Source organism: Celeribacter naphthalenivorans (assembly GCF_020524585.1).
Lineage (GTDB): Bacteria > Pseudomonadota > Alphaproteobacteria > Rhodobacterales > Rhodobacteraceae > Celeribacter > Celeribacter naphthalenivorans.
In genome coordinates this window covers 1-21,398 of sequence record NZ_JAIVLK010000010.1, presented here as the reverse complement: position 1 = coordinate 21,398, position 21,398 = coordinate 1, and the positions used below count along the sequence as shown (strand labels likewise).

The 21,398-nt window shown below is 58.7% G+C and carries 23 protein-coding genes; 12 read left to right on the top strand and 11 right to left on the bottom strand.

All coding sequences use genetic code 11. The features are described 5' to 3' along the window. Positions 1-1,515, bottom strand: a complete 1,515-nt coding sequence (gene ffh, locus LC094_RS18455) for a signal recognition particle protein (protein ID WP_226554272.1) — start codon at positions 1,513-1,515, stop codon at positions 1-3. A gap of 309 nt (positions 1,516-1,824) precedes the next feature. Between ffh and LC094_RS18450 the strand changes: the two genes are divergently transcribed. From LC094_RS18450 to LC094_RS18440, 3 genes are all read left to right on the top strand, one after another. After that, positions 1,825-2,664, top strand: coding sequence for a putative nucleotide-diphospho-sugar transferase (locus LC094_RS18450; RefSeq protein ID WP_226554271.1), 840 nt, complete (start codon positions 1,825-1,827; stop codon positions 2,662-2,664). A 66-nt stretch (positions 2,665-2,730) separates the two neighbouring features. Beyond that, on the top strand, positions 2,731-3,624 hold the full coding sequence (locus tag LC094_RS18445; RefSeq protein ID WP_226554270.1) for a LysR family transcriptional regulator: 894 nt from the start codon (positions 2,731-2,733) through the stop codon (positions 3,622-3,624). A 157-nt stretch (positions 3,625-3,781) separates the two neighbouring features. After that, entirely contained in the window at positions 3,782-4,633 is an 852-nt protein-coding gene (locus LC094_RS18440) for a DMT family transporter (protein WP_226554478.1), read from the top strand. A 194-nt stretch (positions 4,634-4,827) separates the two neighbouring features. Here LC094_RS18440 and LC094_RS18435 read toward each other — a convergent pair whose 3' ends face one another. After that, positions 4,828-5,163 (bottom strand): ArsR/SmtB family transcription factor, encoded by a 336-nt coding sequence (locus LC094_RS18435; RefSeq protein ID WP_226554269.1) that lies wholly within the window; start codon positions 5,161-5,163, stop codon positions 4,828-4,830. 229 nt (positions 5,164-5,392) lie between these two features. Here LC094_RS18435 and LC094_RS18430 point away from each other — a divergent pair, with 229 nt between their 5' ends. From LC094_RS18430 to LC094_RS18410, 5 genes are all read left to right on the top strand, one after another. Further along, positions 5,393-5,767: an AtpZ/AtpI family protein gene (locus LC094_RS18430; RefSeq protein ID WP_226554268.1), complete on the top strand. Its 375-nt coding sequence runs from the start codon at positions 5,393-5,395 to the stop codon at positions 5,765-5,767. Then, positions 5,757-6,512: a F0F1 ATP synthase subunit A gene (locus LC094_RS18425; RefSeq protein WP_226554267.1), complete on the top strand. Its 756-nt coding sequence runs from the start codon at positions 5,757-5,759 to the stop codon at positions 6,510-6,512. The genes LC094_RS18430 and LC094_RS18425 overlap by 11 nt, the downstream gene beginning before the upstream one ends. 61 nt (positions 6,513-6,573) lie before the next feature. Next, positions 6,574-6,810 carry a F0F1 ATP synthase subunit C gene (locus LC094_RS18420; RefSeq protein ID WP_066608699.1) on the top strand — a complete coding sequence of 79 codons (237 nt, stop codon included), beginning with the start codon at positions 6,574-6,576 and terminating at the stop codon, positions 6,808-6,810. Between the two features lie 164 nt (positions 6,811-6,974). Beyond that, on the top strand, positions 6,975-7,511 hold the full coding sequence (locus LC094_RS18415) for a F0F1 ATP synthase subunit B' (protein ID WP_226554266.1): 537 nt from the start codon (positions 6,975-6,977) through the stop codon (positions 7,509-7,511). 4 nt (positions 7,512-7,515) lie between these two features. Beyond that, on the top strand, positions 7,516-8,073 hold the full coding sequence (locus tag LC094_RS18410; RefSeq protein WP_226554265.1) for a F0F1 ATP synthase subunit B: 558 nt from the start codon (positions 7,516-7,518) through the stop codon (positions 8,071-8,073). Between the two features lie 98 nt (positions 8,074-8,171). On the opposite strand, the gene LC094_RS18405 is transcribed toward LC094_RS18410, so the two are convergent. The 4 genes from LC094_RS18405 to LC094_RS18390 form a co-directional block, all read right to left on the bottom strand. After that, positions 8,172-8,942, bottom strand: coding sequence for a FadR/GntR family transcriptional regulator (locus LC094_RS18405; RefSeq protein ID WP_226554264.1), 771 nt, complete (start codon positions 8,940-8,942; stop codon positions 8,172-8,174). Positions 8,943-9,046: 104 nt separating this feature from the next. Next, positions 9,047-9,697 carry an OmpA family protein gene (locus LC094_RS18400; RefSeq protein WP_226554263.1) on the bottom strand — a complete coding sequence of 217 codons (651 nt, stop codon included), beginning with the start codon at positions 9,695-9,697 and terminating at the stop codon, positions 9,047-9,049. Between the two features lie 79 nt (positions 9,698-9,776). Further along, a complete protein-coding gene (locus tag LC094_RS18395; RefSeq protein ID WP_226554262.1) occupies positions 9,777-10,682 on the bottom strand; it encodes a methylated-DNA--[protein]-cysteine S-methyltransferase in 906 nt (301 codons plus the stop codon). Between the two features lie 86 nt (positions 10,683-10,768). Beyond that, positions 10,769-11,479 carry a Hint domain-containing protein gene (locus LC094_RS18390; protein ID WP_226554261.1) on the bottom strand — a complete coding sequence of 237 codons (711 nt, stop codon included), beginning with the start codon at positions 11,477-11,479 and terminating at the stop codon, positions 10,769-10,771. Positions 11,480-11,666: 187 nt separating this feature from the next. Here LC094_RS18390 and nth point away from each other — a divergent pair, with 187 nt between their 5' ends. Both nth and LC094_RS18380 read left to right on the top strand, forming a co-directional pair. After that, a complete protein-coding gene (nth, locus tag LC094_RS18385; RefSeq protein ID WP_219785910.1) occupies positions 11,667-12,314 on the top strand; it encodes an endonuclease III in 648 nt (215 codons plus the stop codon). Beyond that, positions 12,307-13,293 (top strand): adenosine kinase, encoded by a 987-nt coding sequence (locus LC094_RS18380; protein WP_226554260.1) that lies wholly within the window; start codon positions 12,307-12,309, stop codon positions 13,291-13,293. The genes nth and LC094_RS18380 overlap by 8 nt, the downstream gene beginning before the upstream one ends. A 92-nt stretch (positions 13,294-13,385) precedes the next feature. Here LC094_RS18380 and polA read toward each other — a convergent pair whose 3' ends face one another. From polA to LC094_RS18365, 3 genes are all read right to left on the bottom strand, one after another. Continuing rightward, complete coding sequence (polA, locus tag LC094_RS18375; RefSeq protein WP_226554259.1) at positions 13,386-16,193, bottom strand: DNA polymerase I; 2,808 nt, start codon at positions 16,191-16,193, stop codon at positions 13,386-13,388. Between the two features lie 192 nt (positions 16,194-16,385). Beyond that, entirely contained in the window at positions 16,386-16,811 is a 426-nt protein-coding gene (locus LC094_RS18370) for a globin domain-containing protein (RefSeq protein ID WP_226554258.1), read from the bottom strand. A gap of 104 nt (positions 16,812-16,915) precedes the next feature. Beyond that, entirely contained in the window at positions 16,916-17,098 is a 183-nt protein-coding gene (locus tag LC094_RS18365) for a zinc-finger domain-containing protein (RefSeq protein WP_167601541.1), read from the bottom strand. 215 nt (positions 17,099-17,313) lie between these two features. Here LC094_RS18365 and LC094_RS18360 point away from each other — a divergent pair, with 215 nt between their 5' ends. Further along, entirely contained in the window at positions 17,314-18,264 is a 951-nt protein-coding gene (locus LC094_RS18360) for an ABC transporter ATP-binding protein (RefSeq protein ID WP_226554257.1), read from the top strand. An 81-nt stretch (positions 18,265-18,345) separates the two neighbouring features. Here LC094_RS18360 and LC094_RS18355 read toward each other — a convergent pair whose 3' ends face one another. Then, positions 18,346-18,723, bottom strand: a complete 378-nt coding sequence (locus LC094_RS18355; protein WP_226554256.1) for an HIT domain-containing protein — start codon at positions 18,721-18,723, stop codon at positions 18,346-18,348. 11 nt (positions 18,724-18,734) lie between these two features. Then, entirely contained in the window at positions 18,735-20,312 is a 1,578-nt protein-coding gene (locus tag LC094_RS18350) for a DUF5928 domain-containing protein (protein ID WP_226554255.1), read from the bottom strand. 133 nt (positions 20,313-20,445) lie between these two features. On the opposite strand from LC094_RS18350, the gene LC094_RS18345 reads away from it, so the two are divergent. Next, positions 20,446-21,264: a sulfotransferase family protein gene (locus LC094_RS18345; protein WP_226554254.1), complete on the top strand. Its 819-nt coding sequence runs from the start codon at positions 20,446-20,448 to the stop codon at positions 21,262-21,264. The last annotated feature ends 134 nt before the right edge of the window (positions 21,265-21,398 follow it).

Here is a 21,398-nt window from a genome sequence, read left to right as displayed (position 1 = left end):
TTATTTCTTCTTCCCGAAGCCCGACAGGCCCGGCGGCAGGCTCGCGCCGCCCAGACCCGGAAGCCCCCCAAGACCAGCCATGCCTTTCGGCATCGCGCCGCCAAGGGCTTTGGTCGCCTCGGCCATTTTCGCGGGGTCCATGTCCTCAAGACCTTGCGGACCGCCTTTGCCCAGCATGCCTTTCAGAGCCTGTTTGAACATGCCGCCCTTCATCTTGCTCATCTTTTTCATCGCATCCGACATCTGGCGGTGCATTTTGATCAGCTGATTAAGTTCGGAGACCTCAAGGCCAGCGCCTGCCGCGATGCGTTTTTTGCGCGAGGCTTGCAAAAGCTGCGGGTTGGCGCGCTCTTTCTTGGTCATCGAGTTGATCAGCGCGACCTGACGCTTGAAGATGCTGTCGTCAAAGCCGCTTTCTTTGATCTGCGAGGCGGCTTTTTTCATGCCCGGCATCATGCCCATGATCGACTCCATGCCGCCCATTTTCTGCATCTGCTCGAGCTGCATTTTCATGTCGTTCATGTTGAACCGACCCTTGGCAAAGCGGCGGGCCATCTTTTCGGCCTGCTCGGCCTCGATGGTTTCCTGCGCTTTCTCGACGAGGGCCACAATGTCGCCCATGCCAAGGATACGGCCCGCGACGCGGTCCGGGTGGAACTCTTCAAGAGCGTCCATCTTTTCGCCGAGACCGACGAATTTGATCGGCTTGCCGGTGACCGCACGCATGGAAAGCGCCGCGCCACCGCGACCGTCGCCGTCCATCCGGGTCAGAACGACGCCGGAGATGCCGATGCGACCGTCGAAATTCTCAGCCGTGTGCACGGCATCCTGACCGGTCAGACCGTCAACCACCAAAAGCGTTTCACGCGGCGAGGTGATCTGTTTGACCTCCTCGACCTCGGCCATCAGCGCATCGTCGATGGACAGACGCCCGGCGGTGTCGAGCATGTAGACGTCGTAACCGGCCATGGCGGCCTGTTGTTTCGCACGTTTGGCGATGTCAGCGGGGCTTTGACCCGGCACGATCGGAAGCGTGTCGACGCCGATCTGTTCGCCCAAGACCTTGAGCTGGTCCATAGCGGCGGGGCGATAGACGTCGAGGGACGCCATCAGCACGCGCTTGCCGTGCTTCTCTTTCAAACGCTTGGCGAGTTTCGCCGTGGTTGTGGTTTTACCACCCCCTTGCAGACCGACCATGAGGATCGGGGCAGGCGGGTTGTCGACCTTGAGCGACCCGATGTCGGCCTCGTCGCCTTGCAGCACATGCACCAGCTCGTCGTGCACGATCTTGACGACCTGCTGACCCGGCGTGACGGATTTGGTCACGGCTTGGCCGGTGGCTTTCTCGGTCACCGCCTTGACGAAATCACGGGCAACCGGCAGCGAGACGTCGGCTTCCAGAAGGGCGACACGCACTTCGCGCAGCGCGGTTTTCACATCGTCTTCGGACAGGGCACCTTGTTTGGTGAGCTTGTCGAAGACGCCTGAGAGGCGGTCGGACAGATTTTCAAACATGGGCCGTTCTCCTTTAAAGGGGCCGTTGACGATATGCTCCATCTGGGGATGAAGCGGCGAATTTTACACCCCGAAAACCGCCAGCTCACACTGACAAGGCGGCAAATGCACATTTGCCCCCGTGGGCGTATAACGCTGACGGGGGGCGATCCTGGCCTATGGCCTGAGGACCGGAAGATGCACACTTCCGGGAAATTTGATCCGGTCTCTACGCGCGTGCGTATGAGGAGTCAAGACAAAGCGCATATGGCCGACTGGATTGCGGCGCCTGTTGCGCTACACTCCTTATGACCCCGGTGGGAGGGACGGATGCAAGACCTACAGCCTGCGATTTCTGAACAGGACGGCCTGACCTGCGGTGTGCTCTATGTGGCGGGCGGCGAGGATTATGTCGATCTGGCCATTCAATCGGCGCGCTCTTTGCGCCAACACGAACCCGGAATTGCCATCGATCTGGTGACGGATCTGCCGGAAAACCTGCCCTCCGGCCTGTTTGATCGGGTCACGGCCAGCTACGACATGCACCCGCGCGAGAAACTCCGCGCCATGCCCGCGAGCCGGTTCGAGCGCACGCTCTATGTCGACAGCGATACCCTCTTTGTGGCGCCTCTGGGCGATCTCTTCGGGATTCTCGACCGCTTTGAATGTGCGCTATGTCATGACGTCCGTCGTGACTGGTCGCTCATTCGACAGGGTCGCGATCACACCACGCCCTACGCCTTTCCTCAGCACAATTCCGGCGTCTTCCTCTATCGCAACAGCCCCGAGATGCTGGCCTTTCTCAATGACTGGGCCGAGAGATTCTTTGCCGACGATGACATCCATCGCGATCAGATCATTCTCAAGGACCTGCTTTGGGAAAGCGATCTGCGCTACTATGTCCTGCCGCCGGAGTTCAATCTGCGCCGGGTGACCATGCTCGATGCTTGGGAGCCTTTGGACGCCGTGCCGACCATCCTGCATTCGCATCGGTTTCAGGATCACATGCGGGAGCAAGGCGATGAAGCGCGCGGCGATCGGATCGCAACCTTGGAAGCGCTTCTTAAGGTTGAGCGTGAAGCTCTGGCCGAAGAATGGGCCAAAAAAGCGGATTTGCCGGAGGCCGCGCGGGTCTGGGCCGAATTAAGAAACCGCTCCGCTGCAAAATAGCTTGTAATTCCGAACAGGTCTCACGATGATCGGCGCCAACCGTTCCCCTCTGCACATGAGGCCTCTATGTCCGTCGAAAACTGGGATGAGTTCCGCACCGCGTTTCAGGTCGCAAAAATGGGCACCGTCTCCGGCGCCGCGCAGGCGCTTGGCGTCCACCACGCCACCGTGATCCGCCACATTGATGCGCTTGAGGGCCGACTTGGCGTCAAACTGTTCCAGCGCCATGCCCGCGGCTATACGCCGACGGAAGCAGGGATCGATCTTTTGAAAGTGGCGCAAACCACCGACGATCAATTCTCTCAACTCGTCTCCCGCATCAAAGGCCGGGGCGAAGAGGTGGTCGGAGAGCTGGTCGTGACCTCCCTGCCGGGGATGGGGCCTCTCTTGGCGCCCATTTTGGCCGAGTTTCAGCGCGATCACCCCGGTCTTACCGTGCGCTATCTGGCAGGCGAGCGGGTGTTTCGTCTTGAGTATGGCGAGGCCCATATCGCGATCCGGGGCGGCAAGCCGCCGCAAGAACCCGACAATGTGGTACAGCCGTTTTACCGCCAAGGCTTCGGTCTTTACGCCCATCAAAGCTATATCGACGCCTTTGGCGCGCCGCAGGGCGAGGGCGAGGAACTGGCGCATGAATTGCGCTTTGTTTCGCTCGATGACGTCAATTCCCGCGCGCCCTTTATGGTCTGGATGAACGATCACGTGCCGTCTGACCGGATCGTGTTCCGCACCTCCGATTTGACGGCCATGTCCGATGCGATCCTTGCGGGGGCGGGGGCGGGTTTCCTGCCGACCTGGATGGCGCATGACAATCCCGAACTGGTTCAGATCATGCCGCCGCAACCGGAATGGGAAAGCCAGAACTGGCTGGTGACCCACGTCGATTTGCACCGCACGCCCAAGGTTCAGTCCTTTTTGACCTTCCTGAAAGCGCGCGCCAAGGAATGGCCCTATTCCTGATCTGTGACGGATTATGCGTGCGTGCTGTGCGCAAGCGGCTCATGGACCTTGTCCGGCGCTGTCGCTAGAACACGTGCAATCAATTGAATTTATGAGAGGACGCCTCGCCGTGCCCCATTCTGCTGCCGCCAAGGATCGCCGCAACGGGCATCTGGCGATGCTCACTTTTTCCTGTCTCGTCGCCGGGTCATTTTCTCTGGGCGCTATGGTTGCCAATGACATCACGCCTCTGGCGCTCAATGGGGTGCGCTTTGTCGCGGCGGCCATCGTGATCGGCCTTTTGGCCATCGCGACGGGCGGCATCCCGCGTGAGGCTACACGCCAGCCGTGGCGCTATTTCATCTTGGGCGGCATTTTTGCGCTCTACTTCGTGATGATGTTCTTCGGTCTGAAAACCGCCGAGCCCGTCTCCGCCGCCGCAGTCTTTACCCTGACCCCACTGCTCGCGGCGGGCTTCGGTTATCTGATCATGCGTCAGATCACCACGCGCCGCATCGCCCTCGCTCTGGCCATCGGTGGCGTGGGGGCGCTTTGGGTGATTTTCCGGGCCGATATTCAGGCCGCTTTGGCCTTTCACGTCGGGCGCGGTGAGGCGATCTATTTCCTCGGCGTCGTGGCGCATGCGCTCTACACGCCTTTGGTGCCGCGGTTCCATCGTGGCGAACGCACGCTTGTCTTTACGTTCTTCATCCTCGCCTCCGCCTCCATCGCGATCTTCCTCTTTGGTTGGCGTGAGGTGTTGGAGACGGATTGGGCCAATTTACCCGCGATCGTCTGGTTCACGCTGGGCTATGTCACCATCTTTGCCACCACCATCACCGCCTCGCTTCTGGCCTATGCCTCCGTGCGTTTGGCGGCCGCTAAGGTCATGGCCTACACCTATCTCGTGCCCTCCTGGGTGATCATCTGGGAGATCGCTTTGGGCCACGGCACGCCGCCAGCGCTGGTGTTTGGTGGCATCGGCCTGACGATTCTGGCGCTTTATCTTTTGCTCAAACACGAGGCCTGATGGTCCGCGTCGGGAACAAATTCACATCGCTGTGCGTTGGTCTTTCAAATCGAAAGAGGAACACAGTTATGAACAATGTCATCTATCTGGTCGGTCTTGTCGTGGTTGTCGGCGCTATCCTGAGCTTTGTCTTCTGAGCGCTGAGCGACATCTGAAATCAAAAACGCGCGGCTTCTCTAAGGCCGTGCGTTTTTTTATGCGTCGCCCTCTTGCGACAGCTCGCGCTCCAGAAACCGTTCCAGCCCGTCGAGGTCAATCTCGTCGAATTGCCCAAAGCCCTGCATCCAAACAGAGGCCGCGCGCATCGCGTCCGGCTCCAGTTTGCACCATTTCACCCGGCCGCGCTTTTCCTGCGCAATCAGCCCCGCGCGGGTCAGAATGGTCAGGTGCTTGGACACCGCCGCCAAGGACATCTCGAAAGGATCGGCCACATCGGTGACCGCCATATCGTCCTCCAACAGCATCGACAGGATGGCCCGACGGGTCGGGTCTCCAAGGGCTGCGAAGATGAGGTCGAGATCATGTGTCATGTCTTGCCGATAGGCGCGCAAGCGGGTTTGGTCAACCATTTGGTTGAATAACGAAAACGCGAGCCTTTTGCGCTAACGGCGTTGTTTGTCATGTTCTTGCGTTTCCTTTGCTGTAAAAATACTCAATAAATTCATTGCCTTAATGCGGTTTCCAAAGGATCAATTCCGCGTTGACTCTAAATCCTCCCCCGCATAGCTTGCCCGCAACTGACCGTAGGGGGCCATTCACATGTCCGAACCGCATGATCCCGAGCGTTTGCGCGCTTTGGAAGAGCGGCTGACGAAGGTGAAAGAGGCGCAAAAGCCCAAAACCTCCCGCGGCGAAGAACACTTTTCTCAGGCCAATATGGCCTGGCGGATGGTGACGGAACTTGTGGCCGGTCTTCTGATCGGCTTTGGCATGGGATACGGGCTGGATAAGCTTTTGGGCACAATGCCCCTGTTTCTCGTGCTGTTTATCGGATTTGGCCTCGCGGCCGGCGTCAAGACGATGATGCGCACCGCGCGGGACATTGAAAAACAACAGGTCGCTGAACAAAGCGCGGCCAGAGATGACAACGCGGAGACGTCCGCAGGTACTGAGAGGGACAAACATGGCGACTGAGGCTCACGGTTCGGAAAGCAGCCTGGTGTTTCACCCAATGGACCAATTCAAGGTCGCGCCGCTCTTTGGCGACGGACCGGTGCATTGGTACACCATCACCAACGTGACGCTCTGGATGGCGATCTCCGTCATCGGCGTTATCTTTCTGCTGGTCGTTGGCTCCCGTGGCCGCGCCATCGTGCCGTCGAAAGGCCAGTCCATCGCGGAACTGACCTACGGCTTCGTCTACAAGATGATCGAGGATGTGACCGGCAAAGACGCCGTGAAATACTTCCCCTATGTGATGACGCTGTTCATCTTCATCGTCTTCTCGAACATGTTGGGCCTTCTGCCGCTGTCGTTCACCACGACGTCCCACATCGCCGTCACAGGCGTTCTGGCGCTCCTGGTGTTCCTCTTCGTGACCATCCTCGGTTTCGCGAAAAACGGCACCAAGTTCCTCGCTCTCTTCTGGGTCAGCTCCGCGCCCCTCGCTGTGCGCCCGCTTCTCGCGGTGATCGAGCTGATCTCCTACTTCGTGCGTCCCGTCAGCCACTCTATCCGTCTTGCGGGTAACATGATGGCCGGTCACGCCGTGATCAAAGTTTTCGCCGGTTTCGCAGCGATCGCCGCGATCTCTCCGGTTTCCGTTCTGGCGATCTCCGCCATGTACGGTCTCGAAATCCTCGTGGCCTTCATCCAGGCCTACGTGTTCACCATTCTGACCTGTGTCTATCTGAAAGACGCGCTGCACCCGGTCCACTAAGGCCGCAAGCACTCAGGTTCGAACTCAATTCCAGCCAATTCCAACGTAAGGAGATACCACAATGGAAGGCAATATCGCAGAACTCGGCAAATACATCGGTGTTGGTCTGACCGCTATCGGCATGGGCGGCGCAGCAATGGGTGTGGGCAACGTTGCAGGTAACTACCTCTCCGGCGCTCTGCGCAACCCGTCCGCCGCTGCTTCGCAAACCGCGACGCTCTTCATCGGCATGGCCTTCGCAGAAGCTCTGGGGATCTTCTCGTTCCTCGTCGCTCTGCTCCTGATGTTCGCCGTCTGATCCGACGCACCATCCTTACGGCAGGGTGGGACTTCTGTCCCACCCTCGCGTAATATGTGAGCAATGCTGAGGAAATCGAAAGATTTTCGCTATGGGCATTGCGACCACATTCAGGGCTTCTCCCGGCCCGTTCGGGGGATTTAGGTCAGAGCCAGGAGGACAAGATGGCAACCGAAACACACGGTGCAGAAGCCGCACACGGCGCCGCAGAAGCGGGCATGCCGCAGCTCGACTTCTCCACTTTCCCCAACCAGATTTTCTGGCTTCTGGTCACGCTCGTCGTGATCTACTTCGTGCTGTCCAAGATCGCACTGCCGCGCATCTCCACGGTGCTCGCCGAGCGCTCCGGCACGATCATGAATGATATTTCCGCCGCCGAAGAGCTCAAGCTCAAAGCGAAAGAAGCGGAAGCGGCGTATAACGCTGCTCTGGCCGAGGCGAAAGCTCAAGCCCAGCAGATCGCCAATGAAACCCGTGCAGCCATTCAGGCCGATCTTGATGCCGCGACCGCCAAGGCCGATGCAGAGATCTCCGCGAAAGCCGCCGAATCTGAAAAAGCCATCGCTGAGATCCGCGACGGAGCTTTGGAAAGCGTCAAGGACGTGGCCAAAGACACCGCCAAGGAACTCGTCGCCGCCATGGGCTCCTCCGCCGATGCGCGTTCGATCACGGCTGCTGTCACCGCACGGATGAAAGGCTAAGGACATGAAAAAACTTTCTCTCCTCATCGCCCTCACTGCGGCCAGCCCGGCCTTCGCCGCAACCGGCCCGTTCTTTTCACTTAAGAACACCAACTTCGTCGTGCTTCTGGGCTTCCTGGTCTTCATCGGCATTCTTCTCTGGAAGAAAGTTCCGTCGATGATCGGTGGCATGCTCGATCAGCGCGCCGCAGGCATCAAATCCGAACTGGACGAAGCCCGCGCTCTGCGTGAAGAAGCTCAGTCGATCCTCGCCTCCTACGAGCGCAAACAGCGCGAAGTTCAGGAACAGGCCGACGCCATCGTCGCTCAAGCGAAAAAAGACGCGGAAGCTGCTGCGGTGAAAGCGAAAGAGGATCTGAAATCCTCCATCGCCCGCCGTCTCGCCGCCGCCGAAGAGCAAATCGGTGCCGCCGAAGCTGCCGCCATCCGCGAAGTGCGCAACACCGCGATCACCGTCGCCGTGGCTGCTGCAACCGACGTGATTGCGAAAAACATGACTGCTGCGGACGCCAACGCCCTGATCGACACCTCGATAGCCGAAGTTGGTGACAAGCTGCACTAAGTCCTCGTTTGATCTCCTGACCGGATCAGACAGACCCTGATAGAAAGCCCCGCCAAAATTGGCGGGGCTTTTTGAGTATTTGGCCTGCAATGAAAGGGTTAGCCACGCGCCTGTTCGTGTTCGAACCTGAGTTTTGCGACCTCTTCATTGCGCTCGCATCTCTGCTGATCCAAAAGTGCCTCTTCGACATAGTTGAGATGCTGGGTCACAGCGGCGCGGGCGGCTTCTGGATTGCGGGCTTGGAGCGCGTCGTGGATGGCGCGGTGTTGCTCCAAAAGTTGCGCGCGATTGGTGCGTTGTTTGAACATCACCGAGCGGTTGTAGAACACGCCCTCGCGCAGCAGATCGAACATAGAGCGCATCATGTGCAGCATGATGACGTTATGCGAGGCCTCAATAATCGACAGGTGAAACTCGGCGTCGAGACGGGCTTCCTCGGTCGGATTGCGCTTCGGATGTGCCGCTTCCATCTTTTCAAAGATCGTGGCGATGACTTTCAGGTCGGTGTCAGAGGCCATCTTGGCCGCGCGTTCGGCGGCCAGCCCCTCCATATCACGGCGAAAGGCGATGTAGTCGAACACCGCCTCGTCATGGCTGCCGAAGAGTTTGACCAAGGCAGGCGAGAAAGCTGAGCCCAAGACATCGGCCACGAAGATGCCTGCATTGGCGCGGGTCTCCAACAGGCCCTTGTCGGTCAACTCCGCCACGGCCTCGCGCACCGAAGGCCGCGATACGCCCAGCCGCTCCGACAGATCGCGTTCAGAGGGCAGGCGTTCGCCAGGCCGCAAAATCCCGCGCAGGATCAAAAGCTCGACCTGACGCGCCACGGAGGCGCTGAGTTTCTCGGGGGTGACTTTTTGAAAGGGCATGGGGCTCTCGTGCTGTGACTGGTCAGATTATATGACCAGCCTAAGTCGTGAGCCATAAAAAAGGCCGGGACATGCCCGGCCTTTCGAAACTTATATCAGGGCGATCAGGCCGCGTTCGGCGTGATGATGATCTCGACGCGACGGTTCTGCGCCTTGCCCTCGGGCGTCAGGTTGGTGGCGATCGGTTGATCTTCGCCACGCCCATAGGCGCGGACGCGGCCCGGAGCGACGCCATTGGCGGTCAGAATGGTCGACACGGCAGAGGCGCGGCGGGTCGACAGCTCTTGGTTATAGCCCGCAGATCCTGTGCTGTCGGTGTGACCGATGATTTGAACCGTGGTGTTCGGATAGTCCTGCAGGTTGTACGCCAGCTTGCGCAGGTCGGTTTGCAGCGAGGGCACGACCACGGCGCTGTCGGTGGCGAACAGGATGTCCTGTGGCATGGTCACGATCAGCTGCGAGCCGGTGTTGACGATTTTCACGTCGTCATTGCCAAGATCCTCACGCAGATCGGCGGCCTGTTTGTCCAATTGCTGACCAATGGCGCCGCCCACGGCCCCCCCGATCATGGCGCCCACGGCCACTTTGGCAAGTTTGTCATTGCTGCCCGAAGTGGCGGCTGCGGTGATGCCGCCGAGGGCCGCACCGAGGGCAACGCCCTGCGTGGCTTTGGTGTTGGGGTCGTAGCTGTCCATACAGGCGGTCAGGCCGAAAGCGGCCACCAGCGGAATAGCGATATAAAACGGGGATTTCATTTGGATCCTCCTTGAGAAACTGCTCTTGACGCTGGTTTTACCTGTGTCTCGCGGCTCTGGCACGGTGGATTTATCGCGATCACGAAAATGTGGCGGGTTTTCGCTCAGAGGAGAGGGCATCGGCTTTGAGGCTTTCATAGGCCAAAAGCGCGCGTTTGACCGGCAAGCCCCAATGATAGCCGCCCAAGGCCCCGGTTTTGCGCAGCACCCGGTGGCAGGGGATGAGCCAGCTCACCGGATTATGACCAACGGCCGTGCCGACCGCGCGCACCGCCTTGGGGTTGCCGATGGCCCGCGCGATGTCGGAATAGGTGGTGACCTGACCGGAAGGGATCGACAGGAGGGCTTCCCAGACCTTGATCTGAAACGGGCCGCCGATGAGATGCAGTTTGGTTTCGCCGCCGCCAAGAGCGGCCTCGACAAAGGGGCGCACCGCGTCGGAGTTGTGCGCGAAAGCAGCTTTGGGCCAGCGGGAAGACAGGTCGGCAAAAGCGTCCTGATCGCGACATTCGGACGTGAACGCCATGGCGCAAAGCCCGCGCGACGTGGCCATAGCGAGGCTGCGCCCGAAAGGCGTGTCGAACCAGCCGTAGGAAATGGTCAACCCCTCGCCCTTGCGGGCATATTCACCGGGGCTCATCGCCTCCCAACGCACGAAGAGATCGTGCAACCGTCCGGTGCTGGACATGCCCGTGGCCTCGGTCGTGTCCAAGAGGCTGTGGTTTTGCGCAATGAGGGCCTTGGCATGACTCAATGTCAGATATTGCTGAAACCGTTTCGGAGAGACACCCGCCCATTGGCTAAAGAGCTTTTGCAGGTGATAGGGCGACATACCCAGCTCGGCGGCCAGAGTGTCGAGCGACAGAGGCTGTTCGGACTGGTCGATGATGTCGATGGCCCGGCGCACGACGTTGAAGTGATAGCGATCCTCAAACGGCTCCGGGGCAGGGGCGCTCTCGGTGAGGTTTTCGAGGTCAGCGGACATCGGGCGGGCTCCGGCGAAGGATCAAAGATGGGATCAGGAGAGAGCCTATCTTGTCGCACTGGGCTTGCCGACCCGAAACTTGCGGATTACGCGGCCATGCGCCGCGCCGCGATGGCGGAACGCGGTTGCAACACGACCGCCTCGCCGGGATTAAGTGTCATCCGCGCCCGCTGTGCCCGGATCAAAGTCGGGCCGAGCTTGGCAGTAATTTCCGCCCGCGCCTGTGCGCCCAAAGCGGAGAGGGTTTCTTCGTCCGGAAACAGGCTTTCGGTCCAGACGCCTTCGGTCAAAAGCATCTGATGGTCGGCCATGACGAGATGGCAATAGGCATAGTCCGAGGCAGGCGGGGTGTAGTCGACCTCCGCTTCTGTGGCGAGATCGCCAGAGGGCACCAACACCTCACTCTCAAAGAAATGCAACTCGACCTGCGCCGAGCGCAGAAGGATATGGTGACCGGGCGCGAGGATCAGATCGCGCTCTGGCGTGCGTTTTCCGAAGGCGCCCGCATGAATACGCAAGGGCGGCTTGATCGCCGCGTCCGACAGAGCACTGCGCCCAACCCAAAGCAGCGGTTTGAAACCCTCGTCACGAGTCAGCAAAAGATCGCCCGGACGCAGCCATTCGACGGGTTGCGCCCCTTCGCTGGTCTCAACCATCACGCCGGGGCCAAAGCCCGGCAGACCAAAGCCCGACAGACCATAGCTGGACAGGGGCTGTGCCGCGATGGTTTGATTGGTGTCATCCTCGTCCATGAGCGCCGCGCCTGCATTCATGCCGTAAGCCGCAAAGGGGTCCATTCTGTCGTCCCACTTGAAAATCTCTGTGCTTAGAATGCGGGATAGGATTGAATCGAAAATTAACTGCGGTTTGTTTTTCGACACAAAATGATGCGAATTTTCATCTGATTTTCGAAGGATTTTAGGAAAAATCTATCGATCAAAGGAACGGCTTGCCCCGATCCCTGTGACAAGGCATTAGAAGCCCATGACCAAACAGCTCGATTATCATACGATCCATGAGATTTTCACCCGCTTTCAGGCTGCTGAGCCTGAACCCAAGGGCGAGTTGGATCACGTGAACGCCTATACATTGGTGGTGGCCGTCGCGCTCTCCGCGCAGGCGACCGACAAGGGCGTGAACAAGGCGACCGCAGAGCTGTTCAAAATCGCCGATACGCCGCAGAAAATGCTCGATCTGGGCGAAGAGGGCCTGATCGAACACATCAAAACCATCGGGCTGTACCGCAACAAAGCGAAGAATGTCATCAAGTTGAGCCAGATTTTGGTCGACGACTATGACGGCATCGTGCCCTCGTCGCGGGCCGCCTTGGAGAGCCTTCCGGGCGTCGGACGCAAGACCGCCAATGTCGTGTTGAACATGTGGTGGCATGTGCCGACGCAGGCGGTGGACACGCATATTTTCCGTTTCGGCAACCGCTCCGGTGTTGCCGTGGGCAAGGATGTGGTGGCGGTCGAACGTGCCATCGAAGACCATATTCCCGCCGAATTTCAACAACATGCGCATCACTGGATGATCCTGCACGGACGCTACACCTGTGTCGCGCGCAAACCGAAATGCAGCGCGTGCCTGATCCGCGATCTCTGCATGTTCGAGGAGAAGAACCTTGACTAAAACCTATCAGGTTGTCGGCATCGGCAACGCCATCGTCGATGTGATCACTCAGGCCGATGACAGTTTCCTGGAACTCATGGGCATCGAGAAAGGCATCATGCAGCTTGTCGAACGCGAGCGGGGCGAATTGCTTTATGGCGCGATGTCCAACCGGGTGCAGACGCCGGGCGGCTCCGTCGCGAACACTCTGGCCGGGCTCGGCACTTTGGGTCTCAAAACCGGCTTTATCGGCCGGGTGCATGATGACGCTCTGGGCCGGTTTTACGCCGCCGAGATGGAGGCCGATGGCACCGCTTTCGTCAATGCGCCGGTGCCGGGCGGGGAGCTTCCGACCTCGCGCTCGATGATTTTCGTCTCGCCGGATGGGGAGCGTTCTATGAACACTTACCTCGGGATTTCGTCGGAAATTTCCGAAGAGGATGTGGCCGAGGCGGTCGCGGGCGATGCGGAGATCATGTTCCTCGAAGGCTACCTCTACGACAAACCGAAAGGCAAACATGCCTTTGACCAAGCCGCAAAACTGACCAAGGCGGCGGGCGGTAAGGTCGGGATTTCCCTGTCCGATCCGTTCTGCGTCGACCGTCATCGCGACGATTTCCGGACCTTTGTGAAGGAGCTGGATTTCGTCATCGGCAACGAGCACGAATGGGAAAGCCTCTACCAGACCGACCTGTCGACGGCGCTGGAAACGGCGGCCATGGAATCAGGTCTCGTGGTCTGTACGCGCTCTGGTTCCGACGTGGTTCTGGTGCAGGGTGATGAAGAGGCCGTGGTGCCAGTGAAACGCATCCAGCCTGTGGACACCACCGGCGCGGGCGATCAATTCGCCGCCGGTTTCCTTTACGGCTATGCGACGGGGCAGAGCCTTGCGACCTGTGGTCGTATGGGCTGTGTCGCTGCTGCCGAGGTGATTTCTCACATCGGGCCACGGCCTGAAGCGAATTTGAAAGTCCTGTTCCAGCAGGAAGGCCTGATTTAAGGCTTTTCCTAGGGTTCAAATGTGAAAACGGCGCGAGGGATCTCGCGCCGTTTTTGAGTATTTGGGGCGCAAAGGAAACTTATTGCGGAAACTTAATGCGCCTCGGCCCAGTTGTCGCCGATGCCTGCGTCCACCTCGATCGGCACATCGAGTTTTACAGCCGGATCGGAGGCGGTTTCCATCACATCCTTGACCACCTCGATCACCTGATCGCAGGCGTCCTCATCAACCTCAAAGATCAATTCGTCGTGCACCTGCAACAGCATGGTGGCGGGGAGATCCTTGATCGCGTCGGGCATGCGGACCATGGCGCGGCGGATGATGTCGGCGGCGGAGCCTTGGATGGGCGCGTTGATCGCCTGACGTTTCGCGAAGCCTGCTTGCGGGCCTTTGGCGGCGATTTCCGGCGTGTGGATTTTGCGGCCAAAGAGGGTTTCGACGTATTTATGCGCTTTGGCGAATTCCACCGTGTCGTCCATATAGGCCCGAATGCCCGGGAAACGTTCGAAATAACGGTCGATAAAGCTCTGCGCCTCTTTGCGCGGGATGCGCAGGTTGCGGGCAAGGCCAAAGCCGGAGATGCCGTAGATCACACCGAAGTTGATTGCCTTGGCCTGGCGGCGGACCATCGGGTCCATGCCTTCGATCGGGACATTGAACATCTCAGAGGCCGTCATGGCGTGGATGTCCAGCCCGTCGCGGAACGCTTGTTTCAGGCTGTCGATGCCCGCGACATGGGCAAGGATTCGCAGCTCGATCTGAGAATAGTCGAGCGAAATCAGTTTCTTGCCGGGGGCGGCGATAAAGGCCTCGCGGATGCGGCGGCCCTCATCCGAGCGCACGGGGATGTTTTGCAGGTTCGGGTCAGAAGACGCGAGACGCCCGGTGACGGCGCCCGTCTGGACGTAAGAGGTATGCACGCGGCCCGTCTCGGGGTGGATAAAGGTCTGAAGCGCGTCGGTGTAGGTCGATTTGAGTTTCGAGAGCTGCCGCCAATCCAAAACGCGGGCCGGCAAGTCGTGTTCTGTGGCAAGGTCTTCGAGCACATCGGCGGGGGTGGAATATTTGCCGGTCTTGCCCTTTTTGCCGCCCTCAAGGCCCATTTTTTCGAACAGGATTTCGCCAAGCTGTGCGGGGCTGCCGACGTTGAAGGTCTCGCCCGCCAGTTCGTGAATCTCGGCCTCAAGCCCAGCCATTTTCTGGGCAAACGCGTTGGACATGCGCGACAGCACATCGCGGTCGACGAGAATGCCGGCCATTTCCATTTTTGCCAGCACCGGCGAGAGCGGCCGCTCCAAGGTCTCGTAAACGGTGGTCACACGTTCGGCGTGCAGACGCGGTTTCAAAACCTGCCATAGCCGCAGCGTAATGTCGGCGTCCTCGGCGGCATATTCGACCGCCTTGCCGATCTCCACCTTGTCAAAGGTGATCGCGGATTTGCCGCTGCCCAACAGGTCCTTTGTCGGGATCGGCGTGTGGTTCAGGTAGCGCTCGGACAGCGCATCCATCCCGTGATTGTGGATGCCGGCGTTGAGCGCATAGGACAAGAGCATCGTGTCGTCATAGGGCGCGACGCGCACACCATGACGGGCAAAAATCTTGGCGTCATATTTCATGTTCTGGCCGATTTTGAGGATGCTGTCGTCCTCAAGCATCGGTTTCAACGCGTCCAGAACCATGTTTTTCGACAGCTGCCCGTCGACCAGATTTGAGCCGCCGAACAGATCGTCCTCTCCCAACGTATGGCCAACCGGGATGTAACAGGCCTCGCCCGGCTCGACACACAAAGACACACCGACCAGATCGGCCTGCATCTCGTCGAGGCCGGTGGTTTCGGTGTCCACGGCGACGTAGCCGCGAGCATAGATCGCGTCGATCCAACGCTCCAGCGCGCCCATTGTGGAGACTTTCTCGTAGGACGAGGTGTCAAACGGCTTGGCCTCTGGCGTCGCAGGGGCGTCGGGCGATTGGCTGGCGGCGGGGGCAGGGGCCTCGGGGATCGCAGGGGCGTCCACGCCGAAGCGTTCGGAGACACGTTTGACGATGGTGCGGAATTCCATCTCGGTGAGGAACGACAGGAGTTTTTCGGTGTCGGGCTCCTGCACTTCGAGGCTTTCGAGGCTAAAATCCAGTTCCATCGCGCAGTCGAGTTTCACCAGATCGCGCGAAATGCGGATCAGCTCGGCATTGTCCTCCAGCGTCTGGCGGCGTTTCGGTTGTTTGATCTCACCGGTGCGGGCAAGCAAGCTTTCGAGATCGCCGAATTCGTTGATCAAAAGCGCCGCCGTCTTGATCCCGATGCCGGGGGCGCCGGGGACGTTGTCGACCGAGTCGCCCGCAAGCGCTTGCACGTCGACGACGCGCTCAGGGCCGACGCCGAATTTCTCTTCGACGCCTTCGCGGTCGATGCGTTTGTTCTTCATCGGGTCGAGCATCTCGACACCGCCGCCGACCAGTTGCATCAGGTCCTTGTCCGAGGAAATGATGGTCACGCGCCCGCCGGCGTCTCGCGCCTGATGGGACAGCGTTCCGATGATGTCATCGGCCTCGAAACCGGTGATCTCGATACAGGCGACGTTGAAGGCGCGGGTGGCCTCGCGCGTCAGCGGGAATTGTGGCACCAGATCTTCGGGCGCGGGCGGGCGGTTGGCCTTGTAGGCCGGATAGAGATCGTTGCGAAAGGTCTTGCCCGAGGCGTCGAAAATCACTGCCGCGTGCGTGGGCGCATCGGCGCCGGTGTTGGCCTCGATATAGCGGTAGAGCATGTTGCAAAACCCGCTGACCGCGCCCACCGGCAGGCCGTCGGATTTGCGCGTCAGCGGCGGAAGCGCGTGATAGGCGCGAAAGATAAACGCCGATCCGTCGATGAGGTGAAGGTGGCTGCCCTTGCCGAATGTCATGACGCGTCTTTCCCTCTGCTCTTAACCCGTGCTCAAAAGTTGCGTCTTGATAGCACGGAAAGGCGCGCCCCCTGCAAGCAGGTATCGCCTCTGGGAGCGGTTTATTGGAAATGTCGTCTGTGGTGTGAAGCGCTCACAACGTTTATATGTTGCTCTACGTTTTTCATGTCTGCAGAGAGAAAGAAGAACGCTTTATGCCACGGCGCGGGATTTCGCCCCCTCAAGCATGCCTTTGGCGATAAAGTGCAAGACCGTGCGCCAGGCGTGAGCGTGTTCGACCGTCCAGGCGTCTCCGGTATGCTCGGCAAAAACGTCGATGATCAGCTCGCTGATGAGGTCGTAAGTGTCTTTCCAGCTGCCGTAATTGGCATATTCACGGCCCAGATTGTGCAGCGTGGCAAACAGGGCGCCGGGATGATCGAGCGACAATAGCGACAGCTCGATGATGCTTTCAAGCGTGCGACCGCGATCATTCAGAGAGGTGTGATACTGTCCGTCGAACTCAGGCGCCATTGCAGCAAAGCGTTTGTACACTTCTTGCAAGGCATCGACACGCACAGGTGCGAGATGCCGAAAATTATTCCGAACCAAAGTGATTTGTTGGATCGTCAGCTTCATTCCGACCTCTCAAATGTTACTGGCAGAGAGGTTAGGCGCAAGAGTTTAACAAAGGGAAAACGCCGCAGGCATTTTCTCCATGTATCAGCAGCTTACCAAAAGCTTTAGGCGTCTTTCAGTTTGGCGCTTTCATGGATGAATTTCTTGTCGCAATAGCCGCATTCCACATAGCCCGTGTCATGCGGGATCACCAACCAGACGCGCGGATGTCCAAGTGCACCTTCGCCGCCATCACAGGCCACTTTCCATGTGGAGACCACTTCGGTTTCCGGCGCTTGAATCGTCATCGTCCTGTCCTTTTCGCTATCGCATCGGCTCTGTCGCCCGTCGCCTCTAGGGGCCTGTGCGGGTCTGTGCAAGGGGCTTGGCGGTGGACGCGGTTGCCGCAGTCCCGTAGACCGCCTAAGTCAGGGCTGCATGATAGCGATCCGGGCGGCACGGACAAGGGGCAACCGTACCCCGATCTGCGGCGCAGGCAAAAGGAACAAAAGGAGCGAGACCCATGAGCAACACGCGCAACATGAGCTACGCACTCGAAATTGAAGCCCTGCGTAAGACCTATGGCGGCGGGGCAGGGCAGCCTGCGAAAGAGGCCTTGAAAGGCGTCGATCTGAAGATACCGACGGGGTCGATCTTTGGCCTGCTGGGCCCCAATGGCGCGGGCAAATCGACGATGATCAACATCCTCGCGGGTCTGGTGATCAAGACTTCCGGCAAGGTGAACATTTGGGGCTTCGATCAGGACGTGAACCCGCGCCAGTCGCGGGCCGCCATTGGCGTGATGCCACAGGAGTTGAACCTCGATCCCTTCTTCACGCCACGCGGCGCTTTGGAGGTGCAGGCCGGGCTGTATGGCGTGCCGAAACGTGACCGTCGCACCGATGAAATCCTTGAACTCATTGGGCTTTCCGATAAGGCCGATGCCTATGCGCGCACGCTTTCGGGCGGCATGCGGCGGCGGCTTTTGCTGGGCAAGGCGTTGGTGCACAACCCGCAGATTCTGGTGCTCGATGAACCCACCGCAGGGGTCGACATCGAGCTGCGTCAGATGCTTTGGACGAATGTGCGCAAACTCAACGAAGAGCGCGGCATGACGATCATTCTCACCACGCATTACCTCGAAGAGGCGCAGGAAATGTGTGACGAGATCGCGATCATCAACCACGGCACGATGATCAAACAGGATACGACGAAGAATCTTTTGGGGTTGATGGATGCAAAGACCTTGGTGATCGAACCGGATGGCGCGGCACCCGACAGTTTCGCGCTGCCGGAAGGCGTCAAAATGGAACGCCGCCGCGATGGGGCTTTCGTGTTCGATTTCTCGCGTGGTCAGGCCTCGGTCGGGGCGATTCTCGACGCGGTGAAAAGCGCCGGGATCACCATCGGCGACGTGCGCACGATGGAGCCCGATCTCGAAGACGTCTTTGTCGAGCTGACCTCGGGCAAATAACCCGCCCACTTTTTCGTGGTCAAAATACTCAATTAAAAACCCCGCCTCAGGCGGGGTTTTGTCATTTAAGGTTGCAACTTGTTATTTGCAGGTGAGTGGCCCCACGGGCTCACCGCCCAAGAGATGCACATGGAAATGCGGCACTTCTTGATGCGAATGCTCGCCGGAGTTTGTCACGAGGCGAAACCCCTGACCGCCCGCAGACTCGGCCACACCGACCAGTTCCGCCACCTTCGCAACAGAGCGGAAAAAGTCGAGCTGTTCCGCGTCAGAGGCCGCCTGCACGAAATGGTCGTAGCAGCGATAGGGCCCTTTCGGGATCACCAGAATATGCGCCTTTTTCTGCGGCGTGATGTCGGGGAAGGCCAGCGTGTGCTCGCTCTCGAACACCGGAGACGAAGGGATCTCCCCGCGCAGGATTTTGGCAAAGATGTTCTGGTCATCATAGGTGTAGGGCATGGGGGGCTCGCTTAGTCGGAAAACAGGTAATGCATCGAGACGATCTCGCGCGCCTTATCTTCGGAGATGCCGAGGAAGCGCGCAAGGGGGGCTGCGTTTTCTTCCGGCGTGTTGAATTGTGAGATGCGCGCGTAGTTCTCGAAATCCGCGTCGCGGATTTGGTCGCTTTCATGCGTCATGTCCGACCGGATCGTCGGCAAAAGCCGCGCCAAGGCATCGTCCGGCGTGTGGTCGCCCGCAAGGCCTGTGCGCTTGGCATGGCCGATCAGATAGTCGTCGGTGAACTCGCACTCGATCTCCAAAAGCCGCGTGCCGGAACGGTCGGCATAAAAATCGCGGATCAGCTCGATCCCCTCCGGGTCGAGGCAGACGATCATCCGGTCCGTGTTGAAATAATCGAACAGCATTCGCACCCAGGCCCGCCGGTGTCGCGTGCGTTTCTCAAGGCTTTTCTCGATCCCGCCCAGATCGGGCAGGTAGGTGTGTTCTTCGTTGAAGAGGTATTCGAGACAAGGGACGTCCGTGTGGTTTTTGATCTCGGCCACAAGCCGTTTGGCGACGTGCCATTTCTTGCAAACGATCATCAACAATTCGCGGTCGCGGCCCAGAGAGCTTTCGGTCTCCCAGAATCTCTGCGCAAACCGCCGCCCGTTGCGCCCACGTCCCGAGAGGAACTGAAACAGCGACCGGCCTTCGTTGGAGATCTGAAAATTTACGCCAGAGGCGGCGAAAAGATCGCCCAGGCGTTTTTTCAACTCCTTGGCGTCGGGGGAAATTTTCCGGGCGAAGAGGTAGTCCTGCGAGATCAGCAAATCGTAATGGTCGTTATAGAACACCACCGGCATGCCGTAGTCGGTGAACATCAAAAACGTCTGGGTCCGGGTGCGGATTTCTTTCTCGGGCACCACATGGCGCACGAGGGTCTGGAAAAACGTCTCGTCGGGAATCCATGTGGTCCGGAAGAACTTCATCACGTCTTTGCGTTGACGCGTAAACTCGAGAATCCACTCGATGGTGCGGCGCCGCAGGCACCACCATTGCGAGCCGATCATGATCTGAAGATCTTCGGGAATTTCGCGTTTGAGGCCCAGCCGCTGTTGCATCTTAAGGCTCTCGTAAAACAGCCATTTGTGCGTGCGTTCGTTGAACCAATGGCGATAGATCAGCCGCTCTTCCTTGATCCCGGTCTTGATCCAGTCGCTTTCGAAAAAGTCGAAACTCTCGATGAAATCGACATCCTCGCGGTCGAGGTAGTCATGCATATATTCGGCGGTCTTGATCGACATGCAGTCGCCGGAGAGCATGTAGAAATGCGTGGCGCGCGGGAAATCGCGCTCGGCCGCCTCAATGGCGTAAAGCGTCGCCTCGACAAGGCTCCACGCCCCCCAACCGCATTTGATCCGTTTGGTCGCGAAGGTCACATTCGGATTGTTGTCGAGACCCTTCTTGATGGTCTCGAACATTTCCTTGCCGCCGCGCGCATCGAAATGGATCGAGATATAATCCCCGGCCCGCGTCAGCCGACGTGCCTGGTCGATGATGGCCTCTGGGTCTTTATGGCACAGCAAGATGAAGGCAATTCGTGCCATATTAGAAACCGTAACCTCATTTCTGACGCATTGTTCACATACAAGCGTAACCAATCATTGAATAATCAAGGCTAATTTGCTTTTAAAGCGAAAAGGGTCACGGTGAGTGTGACAAAGAGGAGTTGTGGTAAATATGGGCTTTCCCGGAACCTGGATGACCGAGAGCGAAAGTGTGGTCTATCGTGTCGTCCCCAAATGTGCCTGCTCGACCATCGGGCAGATCATGTTCTATTCCGATCATGGCGAATTCTTCGATGGCGATATCCACGACAGCAAGGATCGCATGCACAAATGGGCGCAAGACGAAAGCCAGCCGCTGATCGAAGCCAATGTGCAGGCCCACAAAAGCTACGCCTTCACCTGTGTGCGCAACCCGTACACCCGCGTCTTGTCGAGCTTTTTCGACAAGATTTGCGGCATTCAGCGCAACGGCAAACGCTATCGCGGCAACCTCGTGCCGCAGCTCATTCAGAAATACGGCATCGAAGTCGGCGGTCCGGACGGCAAGGACGACTTCGATCAGATCGCGTCCTTCCGGCGGTTTTTGTTGTTCGTGCGCGACACCATCCGTTGGCGCCGCCCGATGGAGCCGGACATTCACTGGTCCGCCATGTCGGGCCATGTCTCGACCTTCATCGTGAACGGCGGGACCTATGACAAAATTTTCTTCACTGAGAAATTCAACGAAGGCATGCAGGATGTGCTCGATCACATCGAGACGCCCCATGCCGTCGATCTGACGCAAATCCCGCGGTTCAACGAATCCGAAGGCCACGGCCCAAAGCGTCTGCATCCGGTTGAGGATTATTTCGATGATCTCTCGATGCATCTGATGTGGGAAATTTACAAAAAAGATTTCCAGCTGTTCAAATATGACTTCGAAAACCCGGGCAATAAGATGCCTCTGGATGAGGTCGATCTGGCCGAGGTGCACGCCAAACTCGGCGACTGATGTCCCCTCATCGTCGAAATAAAAAAATGCCGCGGGAGTTTCCTCCTGCGGCATTTTTCCGTTCGCCCTAAGCGCTTGTCTCAAAGCGAACTGGACCACCCTTTAAAGCGTGTCTCAAAAATCGAGGGGACTGT

Coding starts and splice junctions, on each gene's coding strand:
- LC094_RS18430 (WP_226554268.1), top strand. CDS start 5,393: ATGTCCGAACCGCATGATCCCGAGCGTTTGCGCGCTTTGGAAGAGCGG.
- LC094_RS18445 (WP_226554270.1), top strand. CDS start 2,731: ATGTCCGTCGAAAACTGGGATGAGTTCCGCACCGCGTTTCAGGTCGCA.
- LC094_RS18345 (WP_226554254.1), top strand. CDS start 20,446: ATGGGCTTTCCCGGAACCTGGATGACCGAGAGCGAAAGTGTGGTCTAT.
- polA (WP_226554259.1), bottom strand. CDS start 16,193: ATGACATTCGGCAAGGGCAGCCACCTTCACCTCATCGACGGATCGGCG.
- nth (WP_219785910.1), top strand. CDS start 11,667: ATGACCAAACAGCTCGATTATCATACGATCCATGAGATTTTCACCCGC.
- LC094_RS18440 (WP_226554478.1), top strand. CDS start 3,782: ATGCTCACTTTTTCCTGTCTCGTCGCCGGGTCATTTTCTCTGGGCGCT.
- LC094_RS18395 (WP_226554262.1), bottom strand. CDS start 10,682: ATGTCCGCTGACCTCGAAAACCTCACCGAGAGCGCCCCTGCCCCGGAG.
- LC094_RS18405 (WP_226554264.1), bottom strand. CDS start 8,942: ATGCCCTTTCAAAAAGTCACCCCCGAGAAACTCAGCGCCTCCGTGGCG.
- LC094_RS18420 (WP_066608699.1), top strand. CDS start 6,574: ATGGAAGGCAATATCGCAGAACTCGGCAAATACATCGGTGTTGGTCTG.
- LC094_RS18390 (WP_226554261.1), bottom strand. CDS start 11,479: ATGGACCCCTTTGCGGCTTACGGCATGAATGCAGGCGCGGCGCTCATG.
- LC094_RS18435 (WP_226554269.1), bottom strand. CDS start 5,163: ATGACACATGATCTCGACCTCATCTTCGCAGCCCTTGGAGACCCGACC.
- LC094_RS18370 (WP_226554258.1), bottom strand. CDS start 16,811: ATGAAGCTGACGATCCAACAAATCACTTTGGTTCGGAATAATTTTCGG.
- LC094_RS18350 (WP_226554255.1), bottom strand. CDS start 20,312: ATGGCACGAATTGCCTTCATCTTGCTGTGCCATAAAGACCCAGAGGCC.
- LC094_RS18400 (WP_226554263.1), bottom strand. CDS start 9,697: ATGAAATCCCCGTTTTATATCGCTATTCCGCTGGTGGCCGCTTTCGGC.
- LC094_RS18415 (WP_226554266.1), top strand. CDS start 6,975: ATGGCAACCGAAACACACGGTGCAGAAGCCGCACACGGCGCCGCAGAA.
- LC094_RS18355 (WP_226554256.1), bottom strand. CDS start 18,723: ATGCCCTACACCTATGATGACCAGAACATCTTTGCCAAAATCCTGCGC.
- ffh (WP_226554272.1), bottom strand. CDS start 1,515: ATGTTTGAAAATCTGTCCGACCGCCTCTCAGGCGTCTTCGACAAGCTC.
- LC094_RS18410 (WP_226554265.1), top strand. CDS start 7,516: ATGAAAAAACTTTCTCTCCTCATCGCCCTCACTGCGGCCAGCCCGGCC.
- LC094_RS18360 (WP_226554257.1), top strand. CDS start 17,314: ATGAGCAACACGCGCAACATGAGCTACGCACTCGAAATTGAAGCCCTG.
- LC094_RS18425 (WP_226554267.1), top strand. CDS start 5,757: ATGGCGACTGAGGCTCACGGTTCGGAAAGCAGCCTGGTGTTTCACCCA.
- LC094_RS18365 (WP_167601541.1), bottom strand. CDS start 17,098: ATGACGATTCAAGCGCCGGAAACCGAAGTGGTCTCCACATGGAAAGTG.
- LC094_RS18450 (WP_226554271.1), top strand. CDS start 1,825: ATGCAAGACCTACAGCCTGCGATTTCTGAACAGGACGGCCTGACCTGC.